Genomic DNA, 25,261 nt, shown 5'->3' on the forward strand with positions numbered 1-25,261 from the left:
GCTCTCGATCTCGTCCTCGTTGACGCCCTTGAGCGCAACCGCGTTGATCTTGACCCGCAGGCCTGCCTTGCGTGCCGCCTCGATGCCACCGAGCACCTTGCCGAGATCGCCCCAGCGCGTGATCTTGCGGAACTTGTCGGGGTCGAGCGTGTCGAGCGACACGTTGATCCGGCGCACGCCGTAATCGGCCAACTCCTGCGCATAGCGGTCGAGCAGCGAGCCATTCGTCGTCAGCGTCAGTTCCTCGAGCGCGCCCGAGGCGAGATGGCGCGAGAGCGAGCGGAACAGGTTCATTACATCGCGGCGCACCAGCGGCTCGCCGCCGGTGAGGCGCAGCTTGCGGGTGCCACGCATCACGAAGGCCGAGGCGACGCGGTCGATCTCCTCCAGCGTCAGCAGGTCGCGCTTGGGCAGGAAGGTCATGTCCTCGGACATGCAGTAGACGCAGCGAAAATCGCAGCGATCCGTCACCGAGATGCGCAGATAGGAGATATCGCGGCCAAACGGATCGGTCAGCGGCACGCGCGCGAACGGCGCGATCGCGTCCGCCTTGATGACATCTGGCTTGGTGGTGTCGAGAAGCACGGCCGGGTCTGCCCTGGTCATTGTCGCCACCCCTGCGCATCCGGGCGCGGGAGGGCGGCATTGCTATGAGGCCAAGACATTGGCATTGCTGCGGCCAAGGTCAAGCGCAGCCTTTGTCGCGGCCGTCATGTGAGTGAGTGCAGCATGTCATCCTGGCCGACCGAAATCCGCCTCTCGAAAGACCGCCGGACACTCCACGTCATCTTCGACGATGGCGCTGCCTATGCGCTTTCGGCCGAGTTGCTGCGGGTCGAGAGCCCCTCGGCCGAGGTGCAGGGCCATGGCCCGACGCAGAAGAAGACCATCCCCGGCAAAGCGCAGGTCGAGATTCTCAAGGTCGAGCCGGTGGGTCACTATGCCGTGAAGCTCACCTTCGACGACATGCACGACACCGGCATCTTCCCCTGGGACTATCTGCGCGAACTGGGCGAGACCGGCGAGGTCAAGCTGCAGGCTTATCTCGACGCGCTGACGGCGCAGGGCCTGTCGCGGGAGTCGGCGCGCAGGCGGTGAGGGGCGTCGCCGTCCCCGACGGCTTTCAATAGAGCCGCACGCCATCCATCGTCGAGACATGCGCGGAGATCACCTTCCAGCCGAGATCGGGGAAGCGGACCCAGCTCTGGCTCTGCCGGCCGATCAGGTCGCGCCCGCGAACCTTGAACTCGAGATTGACCGTGGCGATGTCGCGCCCCAGCGTCAGGATCTCGAGCCTGATCCGCTTTTCCTTGATGCCGGGTCCCGGCGGGCGGGCGACGCGGTGGCCGTGGATCTCGGCGAAACCGTAGCCGTTCTCGTGCAGCGCATAGCGGATCGTATGCGGGCTGTTCCAGAAGGTCGCGTCGAGCACGTCGACATTCTTGTCGATCAGGGCCTGCTCATAGCGCTCGAACAGCGCCGCGACCTCAGCGACGACCTCGGGGAGGTTGGGTGTCAGATCGGTCACGCGGCGGCCTCCATGGCTTGAGCGACGGCAATGAGCGCAGCATCCGTGCCGCGCCCGCCGATGATGGAAAGCCCGACCGGCGCTCCATCCACCATGGCTCCGGGGATGCTCACCTGCGGCGAGCCGGTGAGGCCGCCCTGCGCGCACAGGCAGCTGATCTGGTCGCGCAACGGCTGCAGCACGGGCAAGCTCAGGCCGCGTTTCGGGGCAGGGAAGGGGGTGGTCGGCAGGCACAGGATCGTGCCCGGCGGCAGCAGGAGACGTAGCCTCGCACGCGCCTCCTGCCGCATCAGCGCAGCCCAGTTGCGCTCCGCCACCGGCATCTGTGCCCCGACAAGCAGCGCGGCGACGACACTGAACGCCATGCGCGGATTGGCGCTCTCGACCCAGGGCTGGAAGGTCTGCCAGGCTTCGACCGGCTGCAGCGTGCGCTGGGCTCTCGCCCAGACGGAAAGGCCCTGCGGTGCCATGATCTCCTCGCGGACATCGCCGACGATCCGCCCGAGGCGTTCGACCATGGGCTTCAAAGCCTCGGCAACCTCCGGATCGGCGAAGCCGAAGGCATCGACGGCGACGAGAAGCGTCGTCGGCAGCGGGCCGGGCGCCTCGCCAAGCATCACCGTCGAGACCTTTGCGAAGGTCTGCGCGTCGCGCGCGAACCAGCCCGTGGTGTCGGAACTCGGCGCCTGCGGCAGCATCCCGGTCACGTCGATCCGGCCATGGGTCGGGCGGATGCCGTAGAGCCCGCAGAAGCTCGCCGGCACGCGCACCGAGCCGCCGGTGTCGGTGCCGAGCGCGGTATCGCAGAGCCCGGCCGCCACCGCCGCCGCCGACCCCGAAGACGAGCCGCCCGGCACGCGGCCGGGCGCGGCCGTGTTGGTCGGGGTGCCGTCGAACGCGTTCTCGCCGAGGATGCCGAGCGAGACCTCGTCGGTGATGGTCTTGCCGATCAGCTCGGCCCCCGCATCGAGCAGGGTCTGGACCGCGAAAGCGTGGCGGTCCGGCACGGGATTGAACTTGGCCCAGTCATGGTTGCCGCCGCCGGTGGGCACGCCCGCGACGTCGAACAGATCCTTGGCCGCGAAGCTCAGCCCCGACAACGGCCCGCCGGCGCGACCCGGAATCCGCACTCGGGGTCCGGGCACGAAGGCATTGACGACATCATCCATGGTCACTCTCGATCATTCGTTCGTGCGACTCCGCTGCCGCGCAGGATGTCAGCGCACCGACCATATGTCGCCGCCATGTGGATGATAATGCGCGTCGCCGCTTGGCCCGACGAACAACAACGCTGGGGCTGGCGGGTTGCCGACGATGGAGGCCGGTGCACTACTGACAGGCTCGGCAAAGGAGGAAACGATGGTCGCAACGACGCCCGCAACAACCGCGAAAGCCGGAACCGCAATCGCGGCCGCCCTCATCTCATGGGCCGTGGCGGCTCCTGCTAGCGCACAGACGCCGCCGCGCCACGACGAATTCTACTGGATCGGTCAGATCAACAAGGCCAGCACCGTCATCAACAGCGAGGAAGGCCTGCTCGACCCCGCGCTGGCGCCACGGATCGCGGCCGGGCTCGACACCATGCTCAAGGCAGCCGAAAAGCCCGGTGCGAAGCGGCCGACGCTGGTCATCACCTTCGAGCCGCTGCTGATCGAGGCGGCCGGCGTCGAGGCGACGCTGCTCCATGCCGGGCGCTCCAGCCAGGACATGCTGGCGACGGTGCGTGCCGCGATCATGCGCGACGGTTTGCTACGGCTCGCCGGGCAACTGCGCCGGCTGAACGCGACGATGGTCGCGCTCGCCGAGAAGCATGTCGGCACCATCGTGCCGAACTACACCAACGGCGTCGCCGCCCAGCCCAACAGCTATGGCCATTACCTGCTCGGCCATGTCGCCGGGCTGGAGCGCGACGCCCAGCGCCTGCAGGAAGCCTATGCGCGGCTCGACCGTTCGCCGATGGGCACGACGGTTTTGAACGGCTCGAGCTGGCCTTTGAACCGCGACCGCATGGCCGGCTATCTCGGCTTCGCCGAGAAGATCGACAACGCCTATGACGCAGCGCAGATCACGGCCACCGAGATGCCGGTCGAGATCGGCGCGCTGACCACCAGCATCGCCCTGCATGCCGGCGCCTTCGTCGAGGACGTCATGACCCAGTATGCGCAACCGCGCCCCTGGATCCTGCTGACAGAGGGCGACGGCAACACCTATGTCTCGAGCGCCATGCCGCAGAAACGCAATCCCGGCCTGCTCAATTCCACGCGCAGCCAGGCCTCATCCGTGATCGGGCTCGGCATGGGCCGCATCCTGCAGGCGCACAACATTCCGCCCGGCATGAGCGACGCCAAGTCCGTCCGCGACAATGCAGCCGTCATCGCCGAGACCGGCGCAATGCTGGAGAGCTGGAACAAGATCCTCTCCGCGCTGGTGATCGACCCCAAGCGGGCGCTGGAAGAGCTCAACAACGACTGGACCGCCTCGCAGGAACTCGCCGACGTGCTGATGGCGAAATACAAGCTGCCCTTCCGCGTCGGGCACCATTTTGCCTCCGAGATCGTCGACCATGCCAAGACGAACGATATCCGGCCGACCGATTTTCCCTATGCGGAGGCGCAGCGCATCTATCGCCGGACGCTCAGCGAGATGAAGGTCAGTGGCGGTGAGCTCCCGGTCAGCGAGGCCGAGTTCCGCGCCACGCTCGATCCGGTCGCGATCATCCGCAACCGCGCCACCGTCGGCGGCCCCCAGCCGGCCGAAATGACGCGGATGCTCGCCGCCGCGAAGCAGACGCTGGCGCGTCAGGAGGAGTGGATCAAGCAGCGCCGTGAGCGCATCGACGGCGCGCTGGCCGGGCTCGATCGCGATTTCGCGAAGGTTCTGGCCAAGGCGAATTGAAGTATCTCGGTTAGGTGTCCCGAGACGGGCGGACCATTAGCGGCACGGCGATAAGCACGTCCATGACTGTTCGCTTGGATGCGAGGATCGACAGCATCTCGTTGCCCGGAAAATCCATGTTTGGAACGAGCAGGATGAAGAGGTCGCCGACCATGGATAGGGTGAGCGTGTTGCTGGCTAGCTCCAGCTCGATGCTCTCCAGCCGTTCTCCGAGCAGAACCTGCCCCAGATATCGCTCGTAGCGCGACATATGCGCCCTGAAGCCAGATGATTCCGGCGGACCCAGTTCTTCGGCGTGTAAAAAGATCTTGTTCGCGGAGGCGAGCAGCTCGGAGCCATCGTAGACGAGCCAGTCGCAGAACCAGCCATGCAGGATGATGTCGGACCGGCCATCCTCTGAGAACGTCAAAGTGATCGCCCCAGAGTAAAGGATACGGAAATCGGAAATCGGTAACTTGCCGCAAAGCTTGGGCGGCGTGATGTCGATCAGTGTTTCTGCCATCTGCTCCAGTTGGGTATGCTTTCGGTGGGTGCCTTCCATAAGAAAGGCCGGCCTCTCGGCCGGCCTTGCTCGAAAGCTTCAGCTATGGTCGTTCAGCGGGCGACGACAACGCGGGTGCCGACCTTCACGCGCTCATAGAGGTCCATCACGTCCTCGTTGAGCATGCGGATGCAGCCCGAGGAGACCGCCTGTCCGATTGTCTCCGGCTCGTTCGAGCCGTGGATGCGGTAGAGGGTCGAGCCGAGATACATGGCGCGGGCGCCCATCGGGTTCTCCGGGCCGCCGGGCATGAAGCGCGGCAGGTCGGGCCGGCGCTTCAGCATCTGGGACGGCGGCGTCCAGGTCGGCCATTCCTGCTTGCGGGTGATCGTCTGCGAGCCGGCCCAGTCGAAGCCGGGGCGGCCGACGCCGACGCCGTAGCGCATCGCCTTGCCGTCGGGCATGACGAGATACAGACGGCGCTCGCTCGTGTTGATCACGATCGTGCCGGGATTGTACTTGCCGCTGAAGGAAACGACCTCGCGTGGGATCGCCGTCGCCTGTGCCTTGGCCGGATCCTCATAGGTGAACAGCGGCTGACGCGTCAGCGGATCGATCTCGGCACGCGCCGACGAGGCCATAGCGAGCATGGCAAGACCAGTGAACGTGGCCATGCGGAAAAAGCGGTTCATTGGGACCTCGGGCGGGCGGCTGAAGGAGCGTGGGACATGAAGTTGACCCCAAAAAGTCAACATCTCCTCAATTTTCTGTCAGAGTCCGGCCACCGGTGCAATTGGCCGCTCATCACATCGGTGCGAGGTCGCAGGCTTTGACGCCGCCCGTTGCGCGCCTGCAACATGGCCAGTCCCCGGAGCGGTCGTGCCGCCAAGCTGAGGGAGTTCGGTGGTCCTGCTGCCGGCCATGATTACCTTGCGGAAACGAGATCCTTCAATGGTGCCAAAACGCAGATAACGGTATCTCGATGCTTGCATCTAAAACATCATTGTTCGGGTTGCCTTAATGGAATTTCAATCATAGTCTCCAGCCCGCTGTGTGGAAGCTTGGCTTTTGAGCGCTGGATCGACCCTTGACGCAGGGTCGATTGGGAAGGTGGCCGCATGTCATACGTACCAAGAAGCAATAATGCGCTTATTGACGGGGTGCTTTGGGGCGTTAAGTGGGACAGTCTTAATCTCACCTATAATTTCCCGACGACCGTCGCAGAGTACGGTGGATATGCCGCTATCAACGGTTACGAGCCCTTCACGATCGGGCAGGCCAACTCGGCTATCTACTGCATCAACCTGGTCAACAGCTATTGCGGGCTGAATATCACGCCGTCGACTGGTGGAGTGGCAAATTTCCGTTTCGCCGAAGCGACGACGCTCCAGTACGGTAACGGCGACAACCTGCATCAGCCTGGTTTCACCGCGCCCGGGGCCCCGCGCTCCTCCGCCGAAGGTAATCCCCCGGACCCGGCACAGAGTCCGGCCTTCGCTCAAGGCGACATGTGGTTCAACCACACGACTTACAATACGCCGCTGCTCGGCACCTTTGCCTTTGCTGCCGGCATTGCGCATGAATTCGGCCACGCGCTCGGCCTTAAACACGGCATGAGCGCGCAGACAACAAATAACGTACAGTATCCTGCCCTCCAAGCTGACATGGATTCCCAAGAATTTTCTGTTATGACTTACAGAACATACCCTGGTGCAAATATCGACACTCAGGGTTTTACAAATATGTATCCACAGACGTTCATGATGGCTGATATTGCTGCTCTTCAATACCTATATGGTGCTGATTATACGTCAAATTCTGGCAATTCGATTTATACTTTCAATCCTTTTAATGGCGAAATGTCAATTAACGGCGCCGCTCAGGGCGCGCCGAACCAGAACTACATCTTCCGCACGGTCTGGGATGGCGGCGGCAACGACACTTATGATCTGTCGAACTATTTCACCAACCTCATCCTCGACCTGAACCCAGGCAGTTGGTCGACACTTGCGCCGGGGCAGTTGGCCAATCTGGGCGACGGCCGCATCGCCCGTGGTAGTGTCGCCAACGCGCTGCTGTTCAACAATGATACCCGCTCGCTCATCGAGAACGCGGTCGGCGGAGCCGGTGCCGACTCCCTCATCGGCAATCAGGTGGCAAATACCTTGGCTGGCAATGACGGCAACGACGCACTCGATGGTCGAGACGGCGACGATGCGCTTGCCGGCGGCGCAGGCAATGACGCGATTGCCGGCGGCAACGGCAACGATACGCTCAACGGCGGCTCCGGCGCCGACCTGATGGCTGGCAATGCTGGCAACGACGTTTATCTCGTCGACAATGCCGGCGATGTCGTACAGGAGCAGCTTAACGAAGGGCTTGACCAGATCTTCACCTCGACCTCCTACACTCTTTCGGCCAATGTCGAATGGTTGATCGTGATGGACGGCTTCATCGCCAACGGCGTCGGCAACGGGCTGAACAACGCCATCCTCGGCAATTCCTATGCGAATGCGCTGGATGGCGGCCTCGGCAACGACAACATCTCCGGTGGTGGCGGCGATGACCAGATTTTTGGTGGCGGCGGCAACGACGTCATGGCGGGCGGCACCGGCAACGATACCTTCTATGCGGACTCGACCGCCGACCAAGTGATCGAGTCCGCCAATGAGGGGCTCGATATCGTGGTGTCCTCGGCGAGCTTCACGCTCGGCGCCAATGTCGAATGGTTGGTGCTGCAGGAGGGCGGGGGGGCCATCAACGGCACCGGCAACGCCGACAACAACGCGATCTCGGGCAACAACTACGCGAACGTGCTGAATGGTGGCGACGGGGGCGATGTCCTCGTCGGCAACAGCGGCGACGACTCGCTGATCGGCGGCCTTGGCGTCGATGCGATGTATGGCGGTGACGGAAACGATTTCTGCTTCGTCGACAATTCGCAGGATATTGTGATCGAGTATATCGGCCAGGGGACGATCGATACCGTGTATTCGACGGCCCATTACATTCTCTTGGACAATGTCGAGAACCTGATCCTGCAGGGCAACGTCGCGCTCAACGCGATCGGCAATGCCCAGGCGAACGGCATCGTCGGCAACAGCGCGACCAACATCCTCAACGGTGGCGGCGGCGTCGATGCCCTGATTGGCGGGGGCGGCAACGACGTCTTCCAGTTCAACCGCGGACAGGCAAACGGCGATACGATCCTTGATTTCACCGGCAATGGAGCCGGCGCCGGCGACGTGATCCAGTTCATCGGCTACGGTCCCGGCGCCGCTTTCGGGCAGCTCGATGCGACCCACTGGATCGTCATCTCCGGCGACGGACTGACCTCCGAAATCATCACGATCGCCAACGGTGCGGCGATCCACGTGACGGACTGGGTCTTCAGCTGAGGGCGGCGCCAGCGAAGTTGGCGGCTGTCGTCTTCAGCGCCTCTCAGCGCTCGCGGAACGCCTTGCCTATCTGGTCCATCAAAGGCTTGACGATGAATTGCAGCGGCGTCCGATCCTCGGTCCTGGCGAAGATATCCGCCTGCATGCCTGGCGTGATCTGCTGCGGGGCGAGGCGGGCGAGTTCGGTCGCCGGAATCGAGACGCGGATCGTGTAGTAGACAGCCCCGGTCTGCTGGTCGCGAACGGCGTCCGGCGAGATGCGGCTGATCGCTCCCGATAGTTCGGGCGTTGTGCGCTGGTTGAAGGCGCGGATCTTGATGCGGGCTGGCTGGCCGAGCAGGAGCTGGTCGATATCGGGCGGGTTGACGCGGGCCTCGACCTGAAGCTGGTCCTCGACGGGTACGATCAGCATCGCGGGTTCGGCCGCGCTGATCACGCCGCCGACCGTGTGGACGGCGAGCTGATGGACGAAGCCGGCATTGGGCGCGCGGATATCGATGCGCTTGAGCTGATCTTCGGCAGCGACACGTCGCTCGACCAGTTCGGCGCTCTTGCCCTGGATGTCGCGCAGCTCCTTCATCACCTCTTCGCGCAGCGCGTCGTCGATCTGGATCATCTGGAGCTGCGTCTCGGCGATCTTGCCCTCGCTTTGCGCCACGGCCGCGATGAGCTGGCCCTTCTGGCCGTCAAGGCTTGCTGCCTCCCGTTCCAGCGCCGTCTTGCGGGTCAGCGTGACGAGGTTCTTCGCAAAGAGCTGAGACACCGCGACGAGTTCGAGCTCGATCAACTCGGATTGCCGATCGCGCGCGCGCTGCTGGGCCCGCGCGCCGGTGATCTCGTCCTGCAACTGGGTCATGCGCTTGGCGAGCTGCGCTTTCTGCCCGTCGCGCGCCGCCCGCCGCGCAACGAACAGCGCCTGCTCTGAGGCGACAAGATCGGCGATGTCCGGTTCGCCGAGCCGTTCGGTCAGTTCGGGGAGGACATTGATACGGTCGCGTCCGTCGCGCTCGGCTTCGATGCGCCCGCGCCGCGCCGCGAACTCACTGAGTTGCTTGACCACGATCTGGAGATTGGCGCGGGCGATCGTATCGTCGAGCCGGATCAGCAACTGGTTCTGCTCGACGCGATCGCCTTCACGGACTTTCAGCTCACCGACGATGCCGCCGGTGCCGTGCTGGACCTTCTTGATGTTGCCATCGACCACGAACTGTCCGGTCGCGATGACGGCGCCCGACAGCGTCGTCGCGATTGCCCAGACGCCGAGCGTGCCCGCGAACAGAAGGACGCCGGCGCAACCCAGCACGGCAAGACCGCGCAGCGAGCGCCGAAACTCCGGCGGGGCGTCGTCGCGCTGCGTCTGGCCGCTCATGAGGCCACCGTCTGGCGCTGCACGCCCGGCAGGCCGCCCTGTTTCATGATCTTCTGCAAGATCTCTTCCTTCGGGCCGAAGGCCTTGATCCGCCCGTCCTGCATCATCGCGATATGGTCTACGCCTGCAATGGCGGTCTGGCGATGGGTCACGACGACGACGATCCCACCGCGGGCACGCACGCTGCGGACGGCTGCGGTCAGCGCCTCGTCGCCGGCATGGTCGAGATTTGAGTTTGGCTCGTCGAGCACCACGAGAAACGGGTCGCTATAGAGCGCCCGCGCCAGCCCAACGCGCTGGCGCTGACCGCCCGACAGCGAGGCGCCGCCTTCGCCGATGCGGGTGTCGTAGCCCAAGGCCAGCTGGACGATGAGATCATGCGCGCCGGCCGCCTGGGCTGCGGAGACGATCGCCGCCCCGCTCGCCTGTGGATCGAAGCGAGCGATGTTTTCGGCGACGGTGCCTTCGAACAGTTCGATATCCTGCGGCAGATAGCCGATATGCCGGCCGATCTCGTCGGGCGGCCATTGCTCGATGGCCGCGCCATCGAGGCGTATCTCGCCTTTCAGCGGCCGCCAGGCGCCGACAAGCGCCCGCACCAGTGTCGATTTGCCGGACGCGCTCGGGCCGACGACGCCAAGCCCCTGGCCGGCCTCGAGCCGCAGCGAAACGCCGCTCAGGATCGGCGTCTGAAGGCCGGGAGCCGCGACGATCAGGTTCTCTGCCGTGAGATCGCGCCTCGGCGCGGGCAGGGCGGTGCGCTCGCGCTGCTCGAACTGGGGTGCGCCGAGGACCTGCTTCAGCCGGGTCAGGCCCTGCCTCGCCGAGACGAAACCTTTCCAGTGCGCGACCGCGATCTCGATCGGCGCGAGCGCGCGCGAGGTCATGATCGAGGCTGCGATCATCGCGCCGCCGGTGAGTTCGCCGATGATGACGAGATAGGCGCCGAGCCCCAGCACCGCCGATTGCAGCATCAGGCGGAAGACCTTGGCAAAGGACCCAAGGCCGCTCGTGGCGTCCGAGCCGGAGAGCCAGTCCTGCACATGGCGCAGGTTGGCCGCGCGCCATTTCGTCTGGAAGGCAGGCCCCATGCCCATCGCGGTCATGGCCTCGGCATTGCGCCGGCTGGCCTCCGCGACGGACTGGCGCGCCAGCCCGCTCGCCATCATAGCCCTGGTTGCCTCGCGGCTGCCAGTCTCGGTCAGATAGGTCAGGGCCACGATCACGACACCGCCTGCGACCGTCAGCCAGCCGAGCCAGACATGCAGCAGGAAGCAGCCGGCGAAGAAAAGCGGCATCCACGGCATGTCGAACAGCGCCGTCGGGCCGAGGGAGGACAGATAACCGCGAATCTGGTCGAGATCGCGGATCGGCTGCAACGCCTTGTCCGCGCCGAAGCCGAGCAGCGGCAGCTTTTGCGTGGCAGCAAAGGCGGCCGGCGAAACCTGCTCGTCGAAACGCGCTCCGATCCGCGCCAGCATCCGCACTCTGATCGCGTCGAGGAAACCCTGCAGGCAATAGGCCGCCAGCAGCAGTAGCGAGATGCCGACCAGCGTCGGCACGCTGTGCGAACTCAGTACGCGGTCATAAACCTGCAGCATGTAGAACGAGGCCGACAGCATCAGCAGGTTGATGATGCCGGAGAACAGGGCGACCACCGTGAAGGCGCCGCGGCACGATGCCAGCGCCGAGGTGACGATCGCGCTGGCGCGACCCGGCGCGGCGGGGGCGTTGCGTGTCAAGGCGAAGCCTCCCAGAGGGACTGCCTGACGGCCGAAAACCTTGTCGCGCTGTCACTCAACTGAAAGCCGATCATGTTTTATGAACATTGTCAGTATCGTGAAAAACACAGTTACGGCAAGTGTTTCGGTCAGTTTCGCTATGCCTGAGCTCCCAAGGTCCTTAATGTAGCGGAGGACGTCGTCATTCCTTTGAAGGATGCGTGTTGCCTCGATGATGGCGGGCTGGGCACGGCGCCGCTATCCCTGCAAGGCGCGAGGCCTTGCAGGGCCGGGACAGCGATGGCCGTGGATCGCTCAGACCGGCATGCGGAATGGCGCGCGACCGGGATCGCAAAGCCTAGCTGTCTGTGACCGCTGCAACCCCCGCGATCGGGGCAAACCTCTTAACCGGCGAATGAACCTCAGGCGTCCAGATCGGCGATGCCGAAGGTCTGGAGCAGTTCCTTCCGGCTCATGCAACTGACGTCGAAGGTGACGGACCGGCCCTTGAACTCGGGCTTCTTGCCGAACTCCGCCGTCATGTTGTCGGTGATGGAGTCGATACGCGCCTCGCAGGCCTCGACGGTGGTGAAATGCACGTCCGCCACGCGTGCAGAAGTGCATTTGGCTTCGCCCGACACGCAGGCCAGAATAATCATCGTGAATGCGTCCATCACCCGTCCTTTTCGGATGTCGATGTCCCCAGCCAGCTAAGCACAGCAAGTTCCGCGCCAGCCCGATGTCGGGTGTGTTGCGGCATTGCCGCTGTGGCGGGGAAAGGGGATGGCGCCGGCGCGCAGGCGTGTATTGTCGGGCTCGATCGACTCCAAATGCTCCCGCGAGGTCCATAGGCGTGCCGCATCCTCCCCTGCATATCGACTTCCTGAACGCGCTCGATGTCGAGGCGCTGAAACTCACCGATGCGGAAATCATTGCCGCTGTCGAGGCAGGACTTGCCGCCCAGGGGCAAAAGGCGACCGAGATCGAGCCGCGCGTCCACCTGATGCCGAAGGCGGGCGCGAACGGTCATTTCAACGTGCTGCGCGGCGCCTTCCGCGCTCCGATCAACCGGGCCGGCGTCAAGGTGATCGGCGACTTCGTCGACAACTACAAGCTCGGCCTGCCCTCCGAGATGGGCCTGCTCCTGCTGATGGACCCGCTGACCGGCGTTCCCACCGCGATCGTCGATGGCAGCCATCTCACCGACATGCGCACCGGCGCGATCACCGCGATCGGCGCCAAATACCTCGCCCGCAAGCGCTCGAAGGTGCTTGGTCATATCGGCGCGCGCGGCACTGCCTACTGGAATGTCCGCCTGCTCGATTCCCTGTTCGATTTCGACGAGATCCGGGTCCATTCGCGCCGGCCGGAAAGCCGCGACGCCTTCGGCGCGAGGCTCTCCGCCGATCTCGGCAAGCGCGTGGTTGTGACCGATGACTGGCGCTCCTGCGTGGAAGGCGCTGACATCGTTGTCGAGGCCTCGCGGCTGAACGCGCCCGAGCCGATGCTCAGGACGGAATGGATCAAGCCGGGTGCCTTCGTCGTACCCTATGGCACGATGAGCGCGGTCGAGTTGTCGCTGACCGACATCATGAGCAAGCTCGTTGTCGACGATTGGGGCCAGTGCAAGGGTGGTCCCTTCGGCTCGCTGCGGGCGCATGTCGAGGTCGGCAAGCTCTCCGAAGAGACGCTGCACGCCGAGATGGGCGAGATCGTCGCGGGGCTGAAACCCGGCCGCGAAAACGAGAACGAGACCATCCTGTTTTGGCATCGCGGCCTCTCGCTCTCGGACATCGCGCTCGGGCATTTCATGCTGGAGAAGGCCAAGACCATGGGCCTCGGCCAGCGGCTGCGCTACGCGTGAGCCTGATCGCCAATGCGCGGATGTATGCCGTCGATGCCGCAACGGCGGCGAACTGGACGGCGCTCTTCGGCCGGATCGCGGAGATGGCCGGCGGTCGGCTCGATGTCATCCCCCACGCGGCCCCGGCGCCGCTGGAAGACCTCTGGCGCCGCGACGATCTCGGGCTCGCCTTCATCTGCGGCTACCCCTTCGCCCGCGGCGGCTTCCCCGTGCAGCCCGTCGCCGCACCGGTGCCGGCCTCGGGCGATGGCCGGCCGGTCTATGCGAGCCATCTCGTCATGCGAGCCGACGGCGACATCGCCACACTGGAGGCGAGCTTCGGCAAGCGGCTCGGCTGGACGGTCGCGCATTCGCAATCGGGCTTCAACGCGCTACGCACGCATCTGCTGTCGCACTGGCAGGCGAGGGGGCCGCTCTACGCGAAGAGCCTCGGGCCCCTGCTGACGCCGCGCCGCATCATCGAGGCGCTGCTGGCCGACGAGATCGATATCGGGCCGCTCGATTCTTACTTTTACGATCTGCTTCAGGCGGCCGAGCCCCATACAGCCGCGCGGCTGCGCATCGTCGAGACGACCGTGCCCCGCCCGATGCCGCTGCTGGTGGCGTCGCAGGGTGTCGATGACGGAGCGGTACAGGCCCTGAAGCAGGCCCTGCTGGCAGCAGCCAGCGATCCTGAGGCGCGCGGGGTGATGGAGCGCTTGAGACTTGCCGGCTTTCAGGCGGTCACACCAGACAGCTATCAGGTCCTGATCCGAGAGGCCGAAGCTGCCGACGCCGAGGGCTATGCGCAGCCCGGCTGATCGTCAGGACAGCGACGTCCCAGCGCTCCGAGCCCGGATCGCCGCCAGCGTGATCTGGCCGAGCGCACTCCCGTCCTCAGCCACGATCGTCGCGGCGTCGCGCCCTTCGGCGAGCAACGCCGACAATATCCCCCGCACCGAAAGCGAGCCCGAAAGCGTGAAGCCGTCGCTGGCTTCGCCCGGTTCGACCGCATCAGTCGCCTGTACCAGCGAAAGCCTCCGTAGCGCTCGGTCCGCGCCGACGAAATCCGCCACGAACTCGTTGGCAGGCGAAGCCAGGAGCCGGTCGGGCGTGTCGTACTGTACGAGCGTCCCATCCTTCATGATCGCGACAACGTCGCCCATGCGGATGGCCTCGTCGATATCATGCGTCACCAGGATCACCGTCTTCTTCAGCCGCTTCAGGATCGCCAGGAACTCCTCCTGCAGCCGCCCGCGCACGATCGGATCGACCGCCCCGAAGGGCTCGTCCATCAGCATCACCGGCGGATCGGCGGCGAGCGCGCGGGCCACCCCGACGCGCTGGCGCTGGCCGCCCGAGAGGTGGCGCGGATAGCGCGAGAGGTAGAGCTTGGGATCGAGGCCGACGAGGTCGAGCATCTCTTCGCTGCGCGCTTTGATCTTCTGCGGCTCCCAGCCGAGCAGCTTCGGCACGGTCGCGACGTTTTGCGCGATCGTCATATGCGGGAACAGGCCGATCTGCTGGATGACGTAGCCGATATGGCGCCTGAGCTCGACCGGATCGGCCTTGGTCACATCGCGGTCGCCGACATAGATGGCCCCCGATGTCGGCTCGATCAGCCGGTTGACCATCCGCATCGTCGTGGTCTTGCCGCAGCCGGACGGGCCGATCAGTACGCAGACCTGGCCCTTCTCGATCGTCAGGTCGAGCGCATCCACGGCGGGCTTGGCAACGCCCGGGAACAGCTTGGTGACCTTCTCCAGCCGGATCGTCATGAGGCTCCCATCCGCAGCTGGCGTGTCATCAATCGTTCGATCCCCGCAAAGACGATCTCAACCGCGAGCGCGAGCAACGCGACCGCGACGGCGCCCGCGATCAGCTGCGGGAAGTTGAAATTCGCCATGCCGGCCGTGATCAGTTCGCCCAAGCCCCCGCCGCCGATGAAGGCGGCGAGCGTCGCCGCCGAGACGATCTGCACGGCGGCCGTGCGGATGCCGGCGAAGATCACTGGCAGCGCCAGAGGGATCTCGATGCGCGTCATCACCTGCGCGTCGGAAAAGCCCTGTCCGCGCGCCGCCTCGACGATGTCGGCATCGACCTCGGTCAGGCCCGTATAGGTGTTCAGGAGCAAAGCCGGCAGGCCGTAGAGCGTCAGCGCCACGACCGAAGGCAGGAAGCCTGTGCCGAGCAGCGGCAGCATGATCACCAGCAGCGCCAGCGACGGCACGGTGCGCAGGATGTTGACGATCGCGATGGCCGCATTGGCGAAACCGCGATGGCGGGTCAGCAGGAGGCCGAGCGGCAGGGCGATCAGCAACACGGCGGCGAGCGCGACTCCCGTCAGCCAGAGATGGTTTTGCAGGGCGACGATGAAGATGGAGGGGTTGGCGGAGATCCAGGCGGCCATCAGGCGGTCTCCGCCTGGTTGGCGCGCAGGCGGATTTCGACCCGGCGCAGGCTCTCGTCACACAGGATCGCCAGCGCCGAGGTGACGACCGCGCCGGCGACGACCTTCTCGCCGAAATCCTGGGTGATGCCCTGGAAGATGATGTCGCCGAGCCCGCCGGCATTGATGAAGGCGGCGACGGTGGCGACCGACACCTGCGTGACCACCGTGATGCGGATGCCGGCGATGATGACGGGGAGCGCCAATGGCAGCTCGATGGCGAAGAGCCGGCGCCAGCGGCCATAGCCCATGCCGTCGGCCGCATCGAGGATATCGGGCGAAATCTCCTGCAGGCCCGTCGCGACATTGCGGATGATGATCAGCAGCGCATAGGCGACGAGCGCGACGATCGCCGGCCAGAAGCCGAGGCCGAGATAGGGGATCAGCAGCGCGAAGATCGCCAGCGCCGGCACGGTATAGAGCGCTCCGGAAACCAGCAGCACGATAAGCGCGAAACCCGGCCGCCGCGCCGAGAGCACACCGAGCGGCAGACCGATCGCGAGCGCGATGGCCAGGCCGACGCCGACGAGCTGGATATGCTCCCAGAGCGCGATCAGCAGACGGTCGTAATTCTCGATCGTCCAGCTCATGGCGCCGAGCCTTCGCCGGGCGCCATCTCGGCCAGGATCAGTTCGCCGGCCTCGAGCGCCAGCGCCAACGCCTCGTATTCGCGCCCCATCGGCCTATCGTCGTCGAGGCGGGCGACATGGCTGCGCACGAGGGCATGGGCGGCGGCCGTTCCGCGTCCCAACCTGATCGCGCCGCGCAGATCGACGGCTTCGGCCGCCAGCACCAGTTCGATCGCGGCCAGCCGCGTCAGGCGCCTCGCGATGGCATGGGTCTTCTCGATAACCGCCGGCGTCATCGGCGCATAATCCTCGACACCGTCTGCGACCGGCAGCGTCATGGCGCCCAGCGGCAAAGCGAGATGGCGGATCTCGGCCTCGAGCGCGGCCACCGTCTTCTGCGAGGTCGCGAAGCCCGAATGCGAGCCGCCATGGCGGGTCAGGAAACGCGGCAGATCGCTCATCGCGGGCGACATCAGCTTGACGATGCGCGCCGCCGAAATCGCAGCCATGTGCGACAACGCAAGTCCGGCCGCCTCAAATGCCAAGGCCAGTTCGGTCGTGTCGAAATTCACGCTGGAGAGCATGGCGTCGCGCTCGACCAGCACGGCCGGGCTGTCGCAGATGCTGGCAAGCTCTGCCTCCACGGCAGCCCGCGCGGCTGCGACGGCCCGCGAGGCATGGCCGGCGACCGGAGCGAGACAGCGAAAGGACAGGGGGTCCTGAACCCTGCGCGCCGTGCCCGTCTCGAACAGGTCGCTGCCGGCGAGAAGCCGGCGCAGCCAGTCGACGCCCGTGCCATGAGCCGGCATACCCCGCATCGTGGCGAGATCGCGGTCCAGCGGCGAGAGGTTGGCGCGAAATGCTTCCAGCGCGAGCGCCCCTGCGACGACGCTGGCCTGCAACGCCTTGCTCAATGCGTCCGCCGCCAGCGCCGCCAGCCCGACGCCCTGCGAGTTGGCATTGAGCAGCGCCAGACCGTCCTTGGGGCCAAGCTCCGGCAACGCGATGCCCCCTGCGGCTATGGCCTCGCCGCCGGGCAGAATCCGGCCGCCGAACTCGGCCTCGCCTGCGCCGATCAGCGGCAGGAAGGCCTGCGCCAGCGGGCTGAGATCGGCCTCACCAAGCGAGCCGATCCGCCGGATGACCGGGTGCACGCCGGCATTGAGCATCGCGGCGATGGTCTGCGCCAGCGCGGGCGAGAGCCCCGAGGCGCCGTGGCAGATACTAACGAGCCGCGCGAACAGCAGCGCCCGAACCTGCTCCGTTGTCAGCGCTTCACCGACACCGACGGCGCGTGCGCGTATGGCACGGGCCTGAAAGGCCGGGATTACCTCGCTCGACAGCCGCGTGTCGACGGCAGCGCCCAAGCCTGTCGTCAGGCCATAGACGCTGTCGCCACGTTCGAGTGCTCGCAGGACGACATCACGCGCCGCCCGCAGGCGCTCATCGACCGACTCGTGCAGGACGACGGGCGCGAAATCGCGCGCGACCGCGACGACCGCCTCGATGCCGACAGGCTCGCCGCCGACAACGATCGCGACCGCAGGTCTCGCAGCGTCGGACGCAGGCGCTGCTTGCGCGCTCAGTTCACCAGCCCCTTGGCCTTCAGGAAGGTGGCAGCCACGGTGCGCGGCTCCTTCTTGTCGACCTCGACCTGCCGGTTGAGCTCCTGCATCGTCGGGTTGTCGAGCGCGGCGCCGACCTTCTCCAGCACGGCGACGATCTTCGCGTTGGCGGCGATCTCGGGGCGCACCACCGGCGCCAGGAAATAGGGAGGGAATAGCGCCTTGTCGTCGTCGAGCGCGACGAACTTCTCGGCGGCGATCTGCCAGTCGGTCGAGAAGCCGTTGGCGACTTCGATCTGCTTCTGGTTCAGCGCCTCATAGCGCAGCCGCAGCGCCGCGAACTGCTTGAACTCGGCGAACTGCGCGCCATAGACCTCCTTGAGCCCGGCGATGCCGTCGCGGCGATCGACGAATTCGGTGCCGGCGCCGAGCCGCAGCTTGGACGAGGCCTTGCCGAGATCGCTCAGGGTCTTGAGGTTGAATTCCTTGGCCGTCTCGGGCCGCACCACGATCGCATAACCGTTGTTGATGCCCGACGGCTTCAGCCAGGTCAGGTTGAATTCCTTCTCGTAGAAGGCCTTGACCATGCCGCGCACCTTCTCGGGGTCGGTCTCGGTCACGCCTTGCGCCTTCATCACGGCGTTGAGGCCAGTGCCGGTGTATTCCGGATAGAGGTCGATCGCGCCGCTCTTCAGCGCCTCATGGGCGACCAGCGTGCCGCCGAGATTGATCTTGCGCTCGACCTTGAAGCCGGCGGCTTCCAGCGCCGCGCCATAGAGTTCCGCGACGACGAACTGCTCGGTGAAGTTCTTCGAGCCGATCTTGATGGTCTGGGCGGAAGCGGCGGAGAGACCGGTCGCCAGCATCGCGGCAGCCGCAAAGACGGTTTGGAGAAGGCGCATGGCGTGGGTTCCTTGGCGTCTGAGGAGGGCAGGCTAGCAAGCGGGGCGGCCGATGCAAGGAGCGGGCAAGACAAAGAACGGTGATGTCGTCATCGCCCCGCTCGCCGGAAGAACGTACGCTTGGCGAGGCTCAGGGCAGGGCGTTGCGTTCGCCGCCCCGGATCGCCACCGGCAGGCGGTTCTCGATCGGCGAAAGCGGGCAGACCCAGGCTTCCGAATAGGCGCAGGACGGATAATAGGCGAAGTTGAAATCGAGGATCATCTGGCCGTCCGCACTGTTGCCGAGATCGGCGCTCTTGACCGTGTCGAGCAGATAGCGCCCGCCGGCGAAGCTCTCGCGGCCATTGGTGGCATCGCCGAAGGGCAGGAACACGCCGCCGCCATAGCCCTCGATCCAGTACAGGGTCAGCTCCTTGCCGAGCGCGGGCTCAAGCCCGATCGTCATGGCGAAGGGGATGAGCGTCACCGTGCCGTCCTTGCCGGCTTCGAGTGCGATCGTCTCGCGGTCGATGGCCGAGCCCAGCCCGACCGTGAAGCGTAGCGCCGGATCATAGGCAAAGCAGTCGATGCCGCGAAACTGCGCCCGGCGTGACGCTGCCAGCGGCGATTGCGGATGCTGGCGGAACAGCCGGTCGCGGACGCTGCGCCAATGCGCCCAGCCCTCGCGCTCGGGCATCGCCCGCACGGCGGCGTAGAGATCGGCAACCTGCCGGCGCCAGTCATGCAGCGTCGAAAAGCGTTCCAGCCTGCCGGCGGCCGCGATGGGCTCGGCAACGTCGATGATCCCAGCCATGATGCTCGCCTCGCAGACCACTGTCACACACGCCCCCGACACGGCAGCCGCGCATCAAACGCACGGGAGCCGATCGGGTTTCATGGCGCCCAGACTGTGCCGGCGCATCGTCAGCTTCTGTCAGGGGTCGGCGCCCGTGCGGGTCTACGTCAGCCGCCGCTTCTCCAGCTTCCGCGCCAGCGTCCGCCGGTGCATGCCGAGCCGGCGGGCGGTTTCGGAGATGTTGAAATCGCTCTCGACGAGCGTTTCGTGGATGCGCTCCCATTCGAGGTTCTTCAGCGAGGTCTGGCGCTGCGTCAGCGGCACCTCGGCGTCGCCCTCGATCTTGCCGAAGGCGGCCTCGATATCGTCCGTGTTGGAGGGCTTGGCGAGGTAGTGGCAGGCGCCGAGCTTGATTGCCTCCACCGCCGTCGCGATGCTGGCGAAACCGGTCAGCACCACGATCTTCATCTGCGGATCATGGGCATGCAGCAGCCTGACGCATTCGAGGCCGGAGCCGCCGACGACCTTGAGATCGACCACGGCATAGCGCGGCCTGGCAGTGTCGAGCAGGGTCCGCAGGCCGTCGATCCCGTCGCAGGACTGCACAGTGTAGCCGCGCCGTTCGAAGGAGCGGCGCAGCACCGGCGCGAAGGCGGGATCGTCCTCGACGATCAGCAGCGTCCGGTCATCGGGCATGGCTGTGCTCCATCGCTACGCCATCCGGCGTGAGCGCGGCCAGCGGCAGGGTCACGGTCACGCGGGCGCCGCGGCCCTCGCGATTGCGGGCCGAAAGCGTGCCGCCGAGCTTGCGCACGACATTGCTGACGAGGAAGAGCCCGAGCCCGCCGCCGGGCCGCCCCTTGGTCGAGCGGTAGGGCTTGCCGAGCGTGGCGAGAATCTCCGGCGAGAAGCCCGGTCCCTCATCCTCGACCATGATCGCCAGCGCGTCGTCGCGCCGCTCGATCCGCACGCCGACGCTAGCCGGCGAGGCCTCGAGCGCATTGTCGAAGATGTTGCAGATCACCTGCTTCAGCGCTGGATCGGAGACGATGACGGCATCGGGAGCGAAGTCGTTGACGTAGTCGAGCCGCGTCGGCGCCTGATGCGACTGCCATTGCGCGACGAGTTCATCGACGAAGCGGCGCACGGTCGTCCGCCTTGGGTTTTCCCCGCGCGTCTCGCCCGACGACATCAGGATGCCCGAGACGATCGTCTTGCAGCGATCGAGCTGGCCCTGCATCTCGCCGATCTCCTGGATCAGGTCGGGCTGCGCCTTGAACACCGGCATCCGCCGCCAGTCGTTGAGGATGACGGAAAGCGTCGAGAGCGGCGTGCCCAGCTCATGGGCTGCGCCCGAGGCGAGCAGCCCCATCCGCACGATATGGTCCTCCTCGACCGCCCGCTGACGCAGATCGGCAAGATGCTCGTCGCGGACCCTCAGATTGCGGCTGATCCGCTGGATGAACAGCACAAGCAACCCGGCCGCGATCAGGAAGCAGATGAAAACGCCCTGGATATAAAGCCTCGGCACGCCGTCATCGAGCTGGACGGGCAAGGCGAGCGGGCGGTGGACGCCGATCAGCCCGACGAAACACAGGCTGGCGAGCGCGACCAGAACCCAGGTCGACCAGCGTTCGAGCAGCACGGCCGCCAGCCCGATCTGCAGCAGATAAAGCGAGATGAACGGGTTCGTCGCGCCGCCGCTGAGATAAAGCTGCGTGGTCAGCGCCCCGACATCGAAGAGCAGCGCGATGAACAGTTCGGCATTGCTGACCTCCGCCCCCCGGCGATGATGGCGCAGCAGGCTTGCAAGGTTCAGCAGCACCAGGAGCGCGATCACCATCGCCATCTCGGTGAGCGGCAGGGCAATGCCGAGCCCCCACTGCACCAGCAGGATGGTCAGCACCTGTCCGCCGACAGCGAGCCAGCGGAGCTGGACCAGCAGCAGCAGGTTCTGCCGGTTCGTGGTGTCGTGGACGCTAATGCTCGTGCTCCATGCCGTGCCGCAGCCTGTATTCGCGGCGTAACACGAAGATCATGGCGCCTGCGAGCATCAGCGCCAGCGCAAACCATGTCAGCGCATAGACGAGGTGGTTATTCGGGAAGCGCAGCACCGTCAGCCCGCCGACCGGAAAACCGCCGGGGTTGGGCGTGGCGTCGGCATCGACGAAATAGGGCGCGGCCCGCTCCAGTCCGCGCGCTTGCGCGATGGCCGCGACATCGCGCGAATACCAGCGGCCCGCGGCCGGGGCGTTGTCGCGCAGGAAGCCGCCGCCCGGTTCGCTCAGGCGCAGCAGGCCGGTGACCGAAACCGCGCCGGCCGGCAGCGCCTCAGCCCGGCTCCCGGGATCGCGCCGCTCCGGCGGCACGAAGCCGCGATTGACCAGGACGGTGAAGCCGGCATCGGTTGCCAGCGGCGTCATCACCCAGAAGCCGCTGCCGCGTTCGGTTACGGCCTGAACGAGCGTCTCACGATCATGCAGGAAGCTGCCGGTGAGCCTGACGCGACTATACTCATCTCGGACGACATTCGCCCAATTCGCCCGGCCGGGGGCAGGGACGGGGTCTGCCCGCGTACGGGTTTCAACCCGCTCGATCAGCGCGCGTTTCCAGCCGAGGCGCTGCACCTGCCAGATGCCGAGGCTGGTCAGCCCCGCGATGCAGGCCAGCGCGACCATGCCGGCAATCGACAGAACCCAGAGAGGCCGCGGCGCACGCGCCGCGGCAGGCTCGTTCACGGCACCTGCCGCATGTCGTGGGGCGGCATCATGTTGGTGTTGAGGTGGTACATGACCCACAGCGAGCCGGCGAGCACGATCACCACGATGATCAGGGTGAAGACCAGCGCCAGCAGCGTCCAGCCGCCTTCGGATTTCCCGTTCATGTGCAGGAAGAAGACCATGTGAACGACGATCTGGACGACCGCGAAGGCCATGATCGCAAAGGCCGTCAACTGGTTGCTGCCAAGCGCGCCCGACATCACCAGCCAGAAGGGGATTGCGGTCAGGACCACGGAGAGCCCGAATCCGATCATGTAGCCGCCAAAGGAGCCATGGGCATGCTCGTCGCCGGCATGGTCGTCATGGCCGGGCTGATGCTGGGCGTTGGTCTCCGAGCTCATCGCAGCATCCCCATCAGATAGACGAAGGTGAAGACGCCGATCCAGATGACGTCGAGGAAGTGCCAGAACATCGAAAGGCACATCAGTCGGCGGCGATTGGCCTCGATCAGCCCGTGTTTCGCCACCTGCGCCATCAGCGTGAACAGCCAGATCGTACCGAAGGTGACGTGCAGCCCATGTGTCCCGACCAGCGTGAAGAAGGCCGAGAGGAAGGCGCTGCGCTGGGGCGTCGCGCCTTCATGGATCAGGTGGCGGAACTCGTAGAGTTCGATGCTGAGGAAGGCGAGCCCGAACAGCGCCGTGACCGCGAGCCAGCCTTGCGTCGCCGCGACCCGGCCGCGCGCCATCGTCAGCATCGCGAAGCCATAGGTGATCGAGGAGAACAGCAGCATCGCGGTGTTGAGCGCGACGAGCGGCAGGTCGAACAGGTCCTTCGGGCCGGGGCCGGCGGCATAGTTCCCGCCGACGACGCCATAGATGGCAAACAGGATCGCGAAGATGAGGCAATCGCTCATCAGATAGATCCAGAAGCCCAGCGGCGTGCTGTGGCCTTCCGGATGCGGATGCTCGTCCCTCAGATAGAAGACGGGCGCCTCGCCGTTCTCGGTGGCAGGAAACGAACTCGCCATGGTCGTCAGGCCCTCGATCCGGCGAGCAGGCGGGTGCGTTCGTCCTCGGCGCGGACGACCTCCTCGGCCGGGATATGGAAGTCGCGGTGGTAGTTGAAGGTATGGGTGATCGCGGTGACGAGGACCGCCGCGAAGGAGACCGCCGCCAGCCACCAGATGTGCCAGATCAAGGCGAAGCCCATCGCCATCGAGAGGCCGGCCAGCACGATGCCGGTCGCGGTGTTCCTGGGCATATGGATCGGCTTGAAACCGTCGAGCGGGCGGACATAGCCGCGCTTCTTCATGTCGGTCCAGGCGTCGTTGTCATGCACCACCGGGGTGAAGGCGAAATTGTAGTCCGGCGGCGGCGAGGAGGTCGCCCATTCCAGCGTGCGCCCATTCCAGGGATCGCCGGTGACGTCGCGCAATTCGTCGCGCTTCCAGATGCTGTAGGCGATCTGCAGCAGGAAGCAGACGATGCCGAGCAGGATCAGGAAGGCGCCCAGGCCCGCTATGACGAACCAGATCTGCAGGGACGGATCGTCGAAGACGCGCATGCGCCGCGTCACGCCCATCAGGCCGAGGATGTAGAGCGGCATGAAGGCGAACCAGAAGCCGACCACCCAGAACCAGAACGAGAACTTGCCGAGCAGCGGATGCAGTCGGAAGCCGAAGGCCTTCGGGAACCAGTAGATCATCCCGGCGAACAGCCCGTAGAGCACGCCGCCGATGATGACGTTGTGGAAATGCGCGATCAGGAACAGGCTGTTGTGCAGCACGAAATCGGCCGGGGGCACGGCGAGCAGCACGCCGGTCATGCCGCCGATGACGAAGGTCAGCATGAAGGCGACGGTCCACATCATCGGCGCTTCGAAGCGGATGCGGCCGCGGTACATCGTGAACAGCCAGTTGAAGATCTTCGCGCCCGTCGGGATCGAGATGATCATCGTCGTGATCCCGAAGAACGAGTTCACGCTCGCGCCCGAGCCCATCGTGAAGAAGTGGTGCAGCCAGACCAGGTAGGACAGGATCGTGATGACGACCGTGGCATAAACCATCGAGGTGTAGCCGAAGAGCCGCTTGCCCGAGAAGGTCGAGGTCACCTCCGAGAAGATGCCGAAGGCCGGCAGGATCAGGATGTAGACCTCCGGATGACCCCAGATCCAGATCAGGTTCACGTACATCATCGGGTTGCCGCCGAAGTCGTTCGTGAAGAAGTTGGTCCCGACATAGCGGTCGAGCGTCAGCAGCGCGAGCACCGCCGTCAGCACCGGGAAGGTCGCGACGATCAGGATGTTGGTGCACAGCGAGGTCCAGGTGAAGACCGGCATCTTCATCAGCGTCATGCCGGGGCAGCGCATCTTGATGATGGTGCAGACCAGATTGATGCCGGACAACGTCGTGCCGACGCCCGCCACCTGCAGCGCCCAGATATAGTAATCGACGCCCGGGTCGGGGCTGTAGGCGATGCCCGATAGCGGCGGATAGGCGAGCCAGCCGGTGCGCGCGAACTCGCCGATGAACAGCGACATCATCACCAGAACGGCGCCGGCCGTCGTCATCCAGAACGAGAAATTGTTGAGGAAGGGGAAGGAGACGTCGCGCGCGCCGATCTGCAGCGGCACGACATAGTTCATCAGCCCCGTCACCAGCGGCATGGCGACGAAGAAGATCATGATCACGCCGTGCGCCGTGAAGATCTGGTCGTAGTGATGGGCGGTGAGGTAGCCCTCGGAGCCGTTGAAGGCCATCGCCTGCTGGATCCGCATCATGATCGCGTCGGCAAAGCCGCGCAGCAGCATGATCAGGCCCAGCACCATGTACATGATGCCGATCTTCTTGTGGTCGACCGAGGTGAACCACTCGCGCCAGAGATAGCCCCACAGCCTGAAGTAGGTGAGGGCGCCGACGACGGCGAGGCCGCCGAGCGCGACGGCGGCGAAGGTCACGATCAGGATCGGCTCGTGAATCGGGAACGATTCCAGCGTCAGCCGGCCGAAGAGCATGGAATGGGGGACGGAAGCGTTGGTCACGGGA

Annotated in this window: 25 protein-coding genes; 5 read left to right on the plus strand and 20 right to left on the minus strand. The window is 65.4% G+C overall.

From position 1 onward, the window contains the following. On the minus strand, positions 1-606 hold a 606-nt coding region (locus AC1DYU_RS15470; protein WP_476792414.1), incomplete at its 3' end, for a GTP 3',8-cyclase MoaA. Positions 607-729: 123 nt separating this feature from the next. On the opposite strand from AC1DYU_RS15470, the gene AC1DYU_RS15475 reads away from it, so the two are divergent. Continuing rightward, a complete protein-coding gene (locus AC1DYU_RS15475) occupies positions 730-1,098 on the plus strand; it encodes a gamma-butyrobetaine hydroxylase family protein (protein ID WP_476792415.1) in 369 nt (122 codons plus the stop codon). A 25-nt stretch (positions 1,099-1,123) separates the two neighbouring features. Here the strand turns inward: AC1DYU_RS15475 and hpxZ are convergent, their stop codons facing one another. Together hpxZ and AC1DYU_RS15485 are read right to left on the minus strand one after the other, a co-directional pair. Beyond that, on the minus strand, positions 1,124-1,528 hold the full coding sequence (gene hpxZ, locus AC1DYU_RS15480; RefSeq protein WP_476792416.1) for an oxalurate catabolism protein HpxZ: 405 nt from the start codon (positions 1,526-1,528) through the stop codon (positions 1,124-1,126). Further along, positions 1,525-2,697 carry an amidase gene (locus tag AC1DYU_RS15485; protein WP_476792417.1) on the minus strand — a complete coding sequence of 391 codons (1,173 nt, stop codon included), beginning with the start codon at positions 2,695-2,697 and terminating at the stop codon, positions 1,525-1,527. Before AC1DYU_RS15485 ends, hpxZ begins: the two co-directional genes overlap by 4 nt. A 190-nt stretch (positions 2,698-2,887) precedes the next feature. Between AC1DYU_RS15485 and AC1DYU_RS15490 the strand changes: the two genes are divergently transcribed. After that, positions 2,888-4,423 (plus strand): lyase family protein, encoded by a 1,536-nt coding sequence (locus tag AC1DYU_RS15490; RefSeq protein WP_476792418.1) that lies wholly within the window; start codon positions 2,888-2,890, stop codon positions 4,421-4,423. A gap of 10 nt (positions 4,424-4,433) precedes the next feature. Here the strand turns inward: AC1DYU_RS15490 and AC1DYU_RS15495 are convergent, their stop codons facing one another. Continuing rightward, positions 4,434-4,925 (minus strand): hypothetical protein, encoded by a 492-nt coding sequence (locus AC1DYU_RS15495; protein ID WP_476792419.1) that lies wholly within the window; start codon positions 4,923-4,925, stop codon positions 4,434-4,436. A gap of 92 nt (positions 4,926-5,017) precedes the next feature. Further along, positions 5,018-5,596, minus strand: a complete 579-nt coding sequence (locus tag AC1DYU_RS15500) for a L,D-transpeptidase (RefSeq protein ID WP_158483610.1) — start codon at positions 5,594-5,596, stop codon at positions 5,018-5,020. Positions 5,597-6,022: 426 nt separating this feature from the next. On the opposite strand from AC1DYU_RS15500, the gene AC1DYU_RS15505 reads away from it, so the two are divergent. Further along, the gene (locus AC1DYU_RS15505) at positions 6,023-8,302 is read left to right on the plus strand and encodes a M10 family metallopeptidase C-terminal domain-containing protein (RefSeq protein ID WP_476792420.1); all 2,280 of its coding nucleotides are present in this window, start codon (positions 6,023-6,025) and stop codon (positions 8,300-8,302) included. A 43-nt stretch (positions 8,303-8,345) separates the two neighbouring features. On the opposite strand, the gene AC1DYU_RS15510 is transcribed toward AC1DYU_RS15505, so the two are convergent. From AC1DYU_RS15510 to AC1DYU_RS15520, 3 genes are all read right to left on the minus strand, one after another. Continuing rightward, positions 8,346-9,671, minus strand: a complete 1,326-nt coding sequence (locus tag AC1DYU_RS15510; protein ID WP_476792421.1) for an HlyD family type I secretion periplasmic adaptor subunit — start codon at positions 9,669-9,671, stop codon at positions 8,346-8,348. Next, positions 9,668-11,413: a type I secretion system permease/ATPase gene (locus tag AC1DYU_RS15515; protein ID WP_476792422.1), complete on the minus strand. Its 1,746-nt coding sequence runs from the start codon at positions 11,411-11,413 to the stop codon at positions 9,668-9,670. The genes AC1DYU_RS15510 and AC1DYU_RS15515 overlap by 4 nt, the downstream gene beginning before the upstream one ends. 401 nt (positions 11,414-11,814) lie before the next feature. Beyond that, on the minus strand, positions 11,815-12,066 hold the full coding sequence (locus AC1DYU_RS15520; protein ID WP_158483611.1) for a hypothetical protein: 252 nt from the start codon (positions 12,064-12,066) through the stop codon (positions 11,815-11,817). A gap of 179 nt (positions 12,067-12,245) precedes the next feature. Between AC1DYU_RS15520 and AC1DYU_RS15525 the strand changes: the two genes are divergently transcribed. Together AC1DYU_RS15525 and AC1DYU_RS15530 are read left to right on the plus strand one after the other, a co-directional pair. Beyond that, positions 12,246-13,256, plus strand: a complete 1,011-nt coding sequence (locus AC1DYU_RS15525; RefSeq protein WP_476792423.1) for an ornithine cyclodeaminase family protein — start codon at positions 12,246-12,248, stop codon at positions 13,254-13,256. Then, positions 13,253-14,056, plus strand: coding sequence for a phosphate/phosphite/phosphonate ABC transporter substrate-binding protein (locus AC1DYU_RS15530; RefSeq protein ID WP_476792424.1), 804 nt, complete (start codon positions 13,253-13,255; stop codon positions 14,054-14,056). The genes AC1DYU_RS15525 and AC1DYU_RS15530 overlap by 4 nt, the downstream gene beginning before the upstream one ends. 3 nt (positions 14,057-14,059) lie before the next feature. Here AC1DYU_RS15530 and AC1DYU_RS15535 read toward each other — a convergent pair whose 3' ends face one another. From AC1DYU_RS15535 to cyoB, 12 genes are all read right to left on the minus strand, one after another. After that, positions 14,060-15,013 carry an ABC transporter ATP-binding protein gene (locus AC1DYU_RS15535; protein WP_476792425.1) on the minus strand — a complete coding sequence of 318 codons (954 nt, stop codon included), beginning with the start codon at positions 15,011-15,013 and terminating at the stop codon, positions 14,060-14,062. Further along, positions 15,010-15,645: an ABC transporter permease gene (locus AC1DYU_RS15540; RefSeq protein ID WP_476792426.1), complete on the minus strand. Its 636-nt coding sequence runs from the start codon at positions 15,643-15,645 to the stop codon at positions 15,010-15,012. Before AC1DYU_RS15540 ends, AC1DYU_RS15535 begins: the two co-directional genes overlap by 4 nt. Continuing rightward, a complete protein-coding gene (locus tag AC1DYU_RS15545) occupies positions 15,645-16,274 on the minus strand; it encodes an ABC transporter permease (protein ID WP_476792427.1) in 630 nt (209 codons plus the stop codon). Before AC1DYU_RS15545 ends, AC1DYU_RS15540 begins: the two co-directional genes overlap by 1 nt. Continuing rightward, positions 16,271-17,839, minus strand: a complete 1,569-nt coding sequence (locus tag AC1DYU_RS15550) for an HAL/PAL/TAL family ammonia-lyase (RefSeq protein WP_476792691.1) — start codon at positions 17,837-17,839, stop codon at positions 16,271-16,273. The genes AC1DYU_RS15545 and AC1DYU_RS15550 overlap by 4 nt, the downstream gene beginning before the upstream one ends. Continuing rightward, positions 17,836-18,720: a glycine betaine ABC transporter substrate-binding protein gene (locus AC1DYU_RS15555; protein WP_476792428.1), complete on the minus strand. Its 885-nt coding sequence runs from the start codon at positions 18,718-18,720 to the stop codon at positions 17,836-17,838. Before AC1DYU_RS15555 ends, AC1DYU_RS15550 begins: the two co-directional genes overlap by 4 nt. A gap of 130 nt (positions 18,721-18,850) precedes the next feature. After that, a complete protein-coding gene (locus AC1DYU_RS15560; protein WP_476792429.1) occupies positions 18,851-19,513 on the minus strand; it encodes a DUF1684 domain-containing protein in 663 nt (220 codons plus the stop codon). Between the two features lie 144 nt (positions 19,514-19,657). Beyond that, positions 19,658-20,191 carry a response regulator transcription factor gene (locus AC1DYU_RS15565; protein WP_476792430.1) on the minus strand — a complete coding sequence of 178 codons (534 nt, stop codon included), beginning with the start codon at positions 20,189-20,191 and terminating at the stop codon, positions 19,658-19,660. Further along, positions 20,181-21,401, minus strand: a complete 1,221-nt coding sequence (locus tag AC1DYU_RS15570) for an ATP-binding protein (RefSeq protein ID WP_476792431.1) — start codon at positions 21,399-21,401, stop codon at positions 20,181-20,183. The genes AC1DYU_RS15565 and AC1DYU_RS15570 overlap by 11 nt, the downstream gene beginning before the upstream one ends. 73 nt (positions 21,402-21,474) lie before the next feature. Next, a complete protein-coding gene (locus tag AC1DYU_RS15575; RefSeq protein ID WP_476792432.1) occupies positions 21,475-22,233 on the minus strand; it encodes an SURF1 family protein in 759 nt (252 codons plus the stop codon). Then, positions 22,230-22,616, minus strand: coding sequence for a cytochrome o ubiquinol oxidase subunit IV (cyoD, locus tag AC1DYU_RS15580; RefSeq protein ID WP_476792433.1), 387 nt, complete (start codon positions 22,614-22,616; stop codon positions 22,230-22,232). The genes AC1DYU_RS15575 and cyoD overlap by 4 nt, the downstream gene beginning before the upstream one ends. Further along, complete coding sequence (gene cyoC / locus AC1DYU_RS15585) at positions 22,613-23,245, minus strand: cytochrome o ubiquinol oxidase subunit III (RefSeq protein ID WP_476792434.1); 633 nt, start codon at positions 23,243-23,245, stop codon at positions 22,613-22,615. Before cyoC ends, cyoD begins: the two co-directional genes overlap by 4 nt. Before the next feature lie 5 nt (positions 23,246-23,250). After that, the gene (gene cyoB / locus AC1DYU_RS15590) at positions 23,251-25,230 is read right to left on the minus strand and encodes a cytochrome o ubiquinol oxidase subunit I (RefSeq protein ID WP_476792692.1); all 1,980 of its coding nucleotides are present in this window, start codon (positions 25,228-25,230) and stop codon (positions 23,251-23,253) included. Between the last annotated feature and the right edge of the window lie 31 nt (positions 25,231-25,261).

The organism is Allobosea sp. P2_B12 (assembly GCF_056404835.1).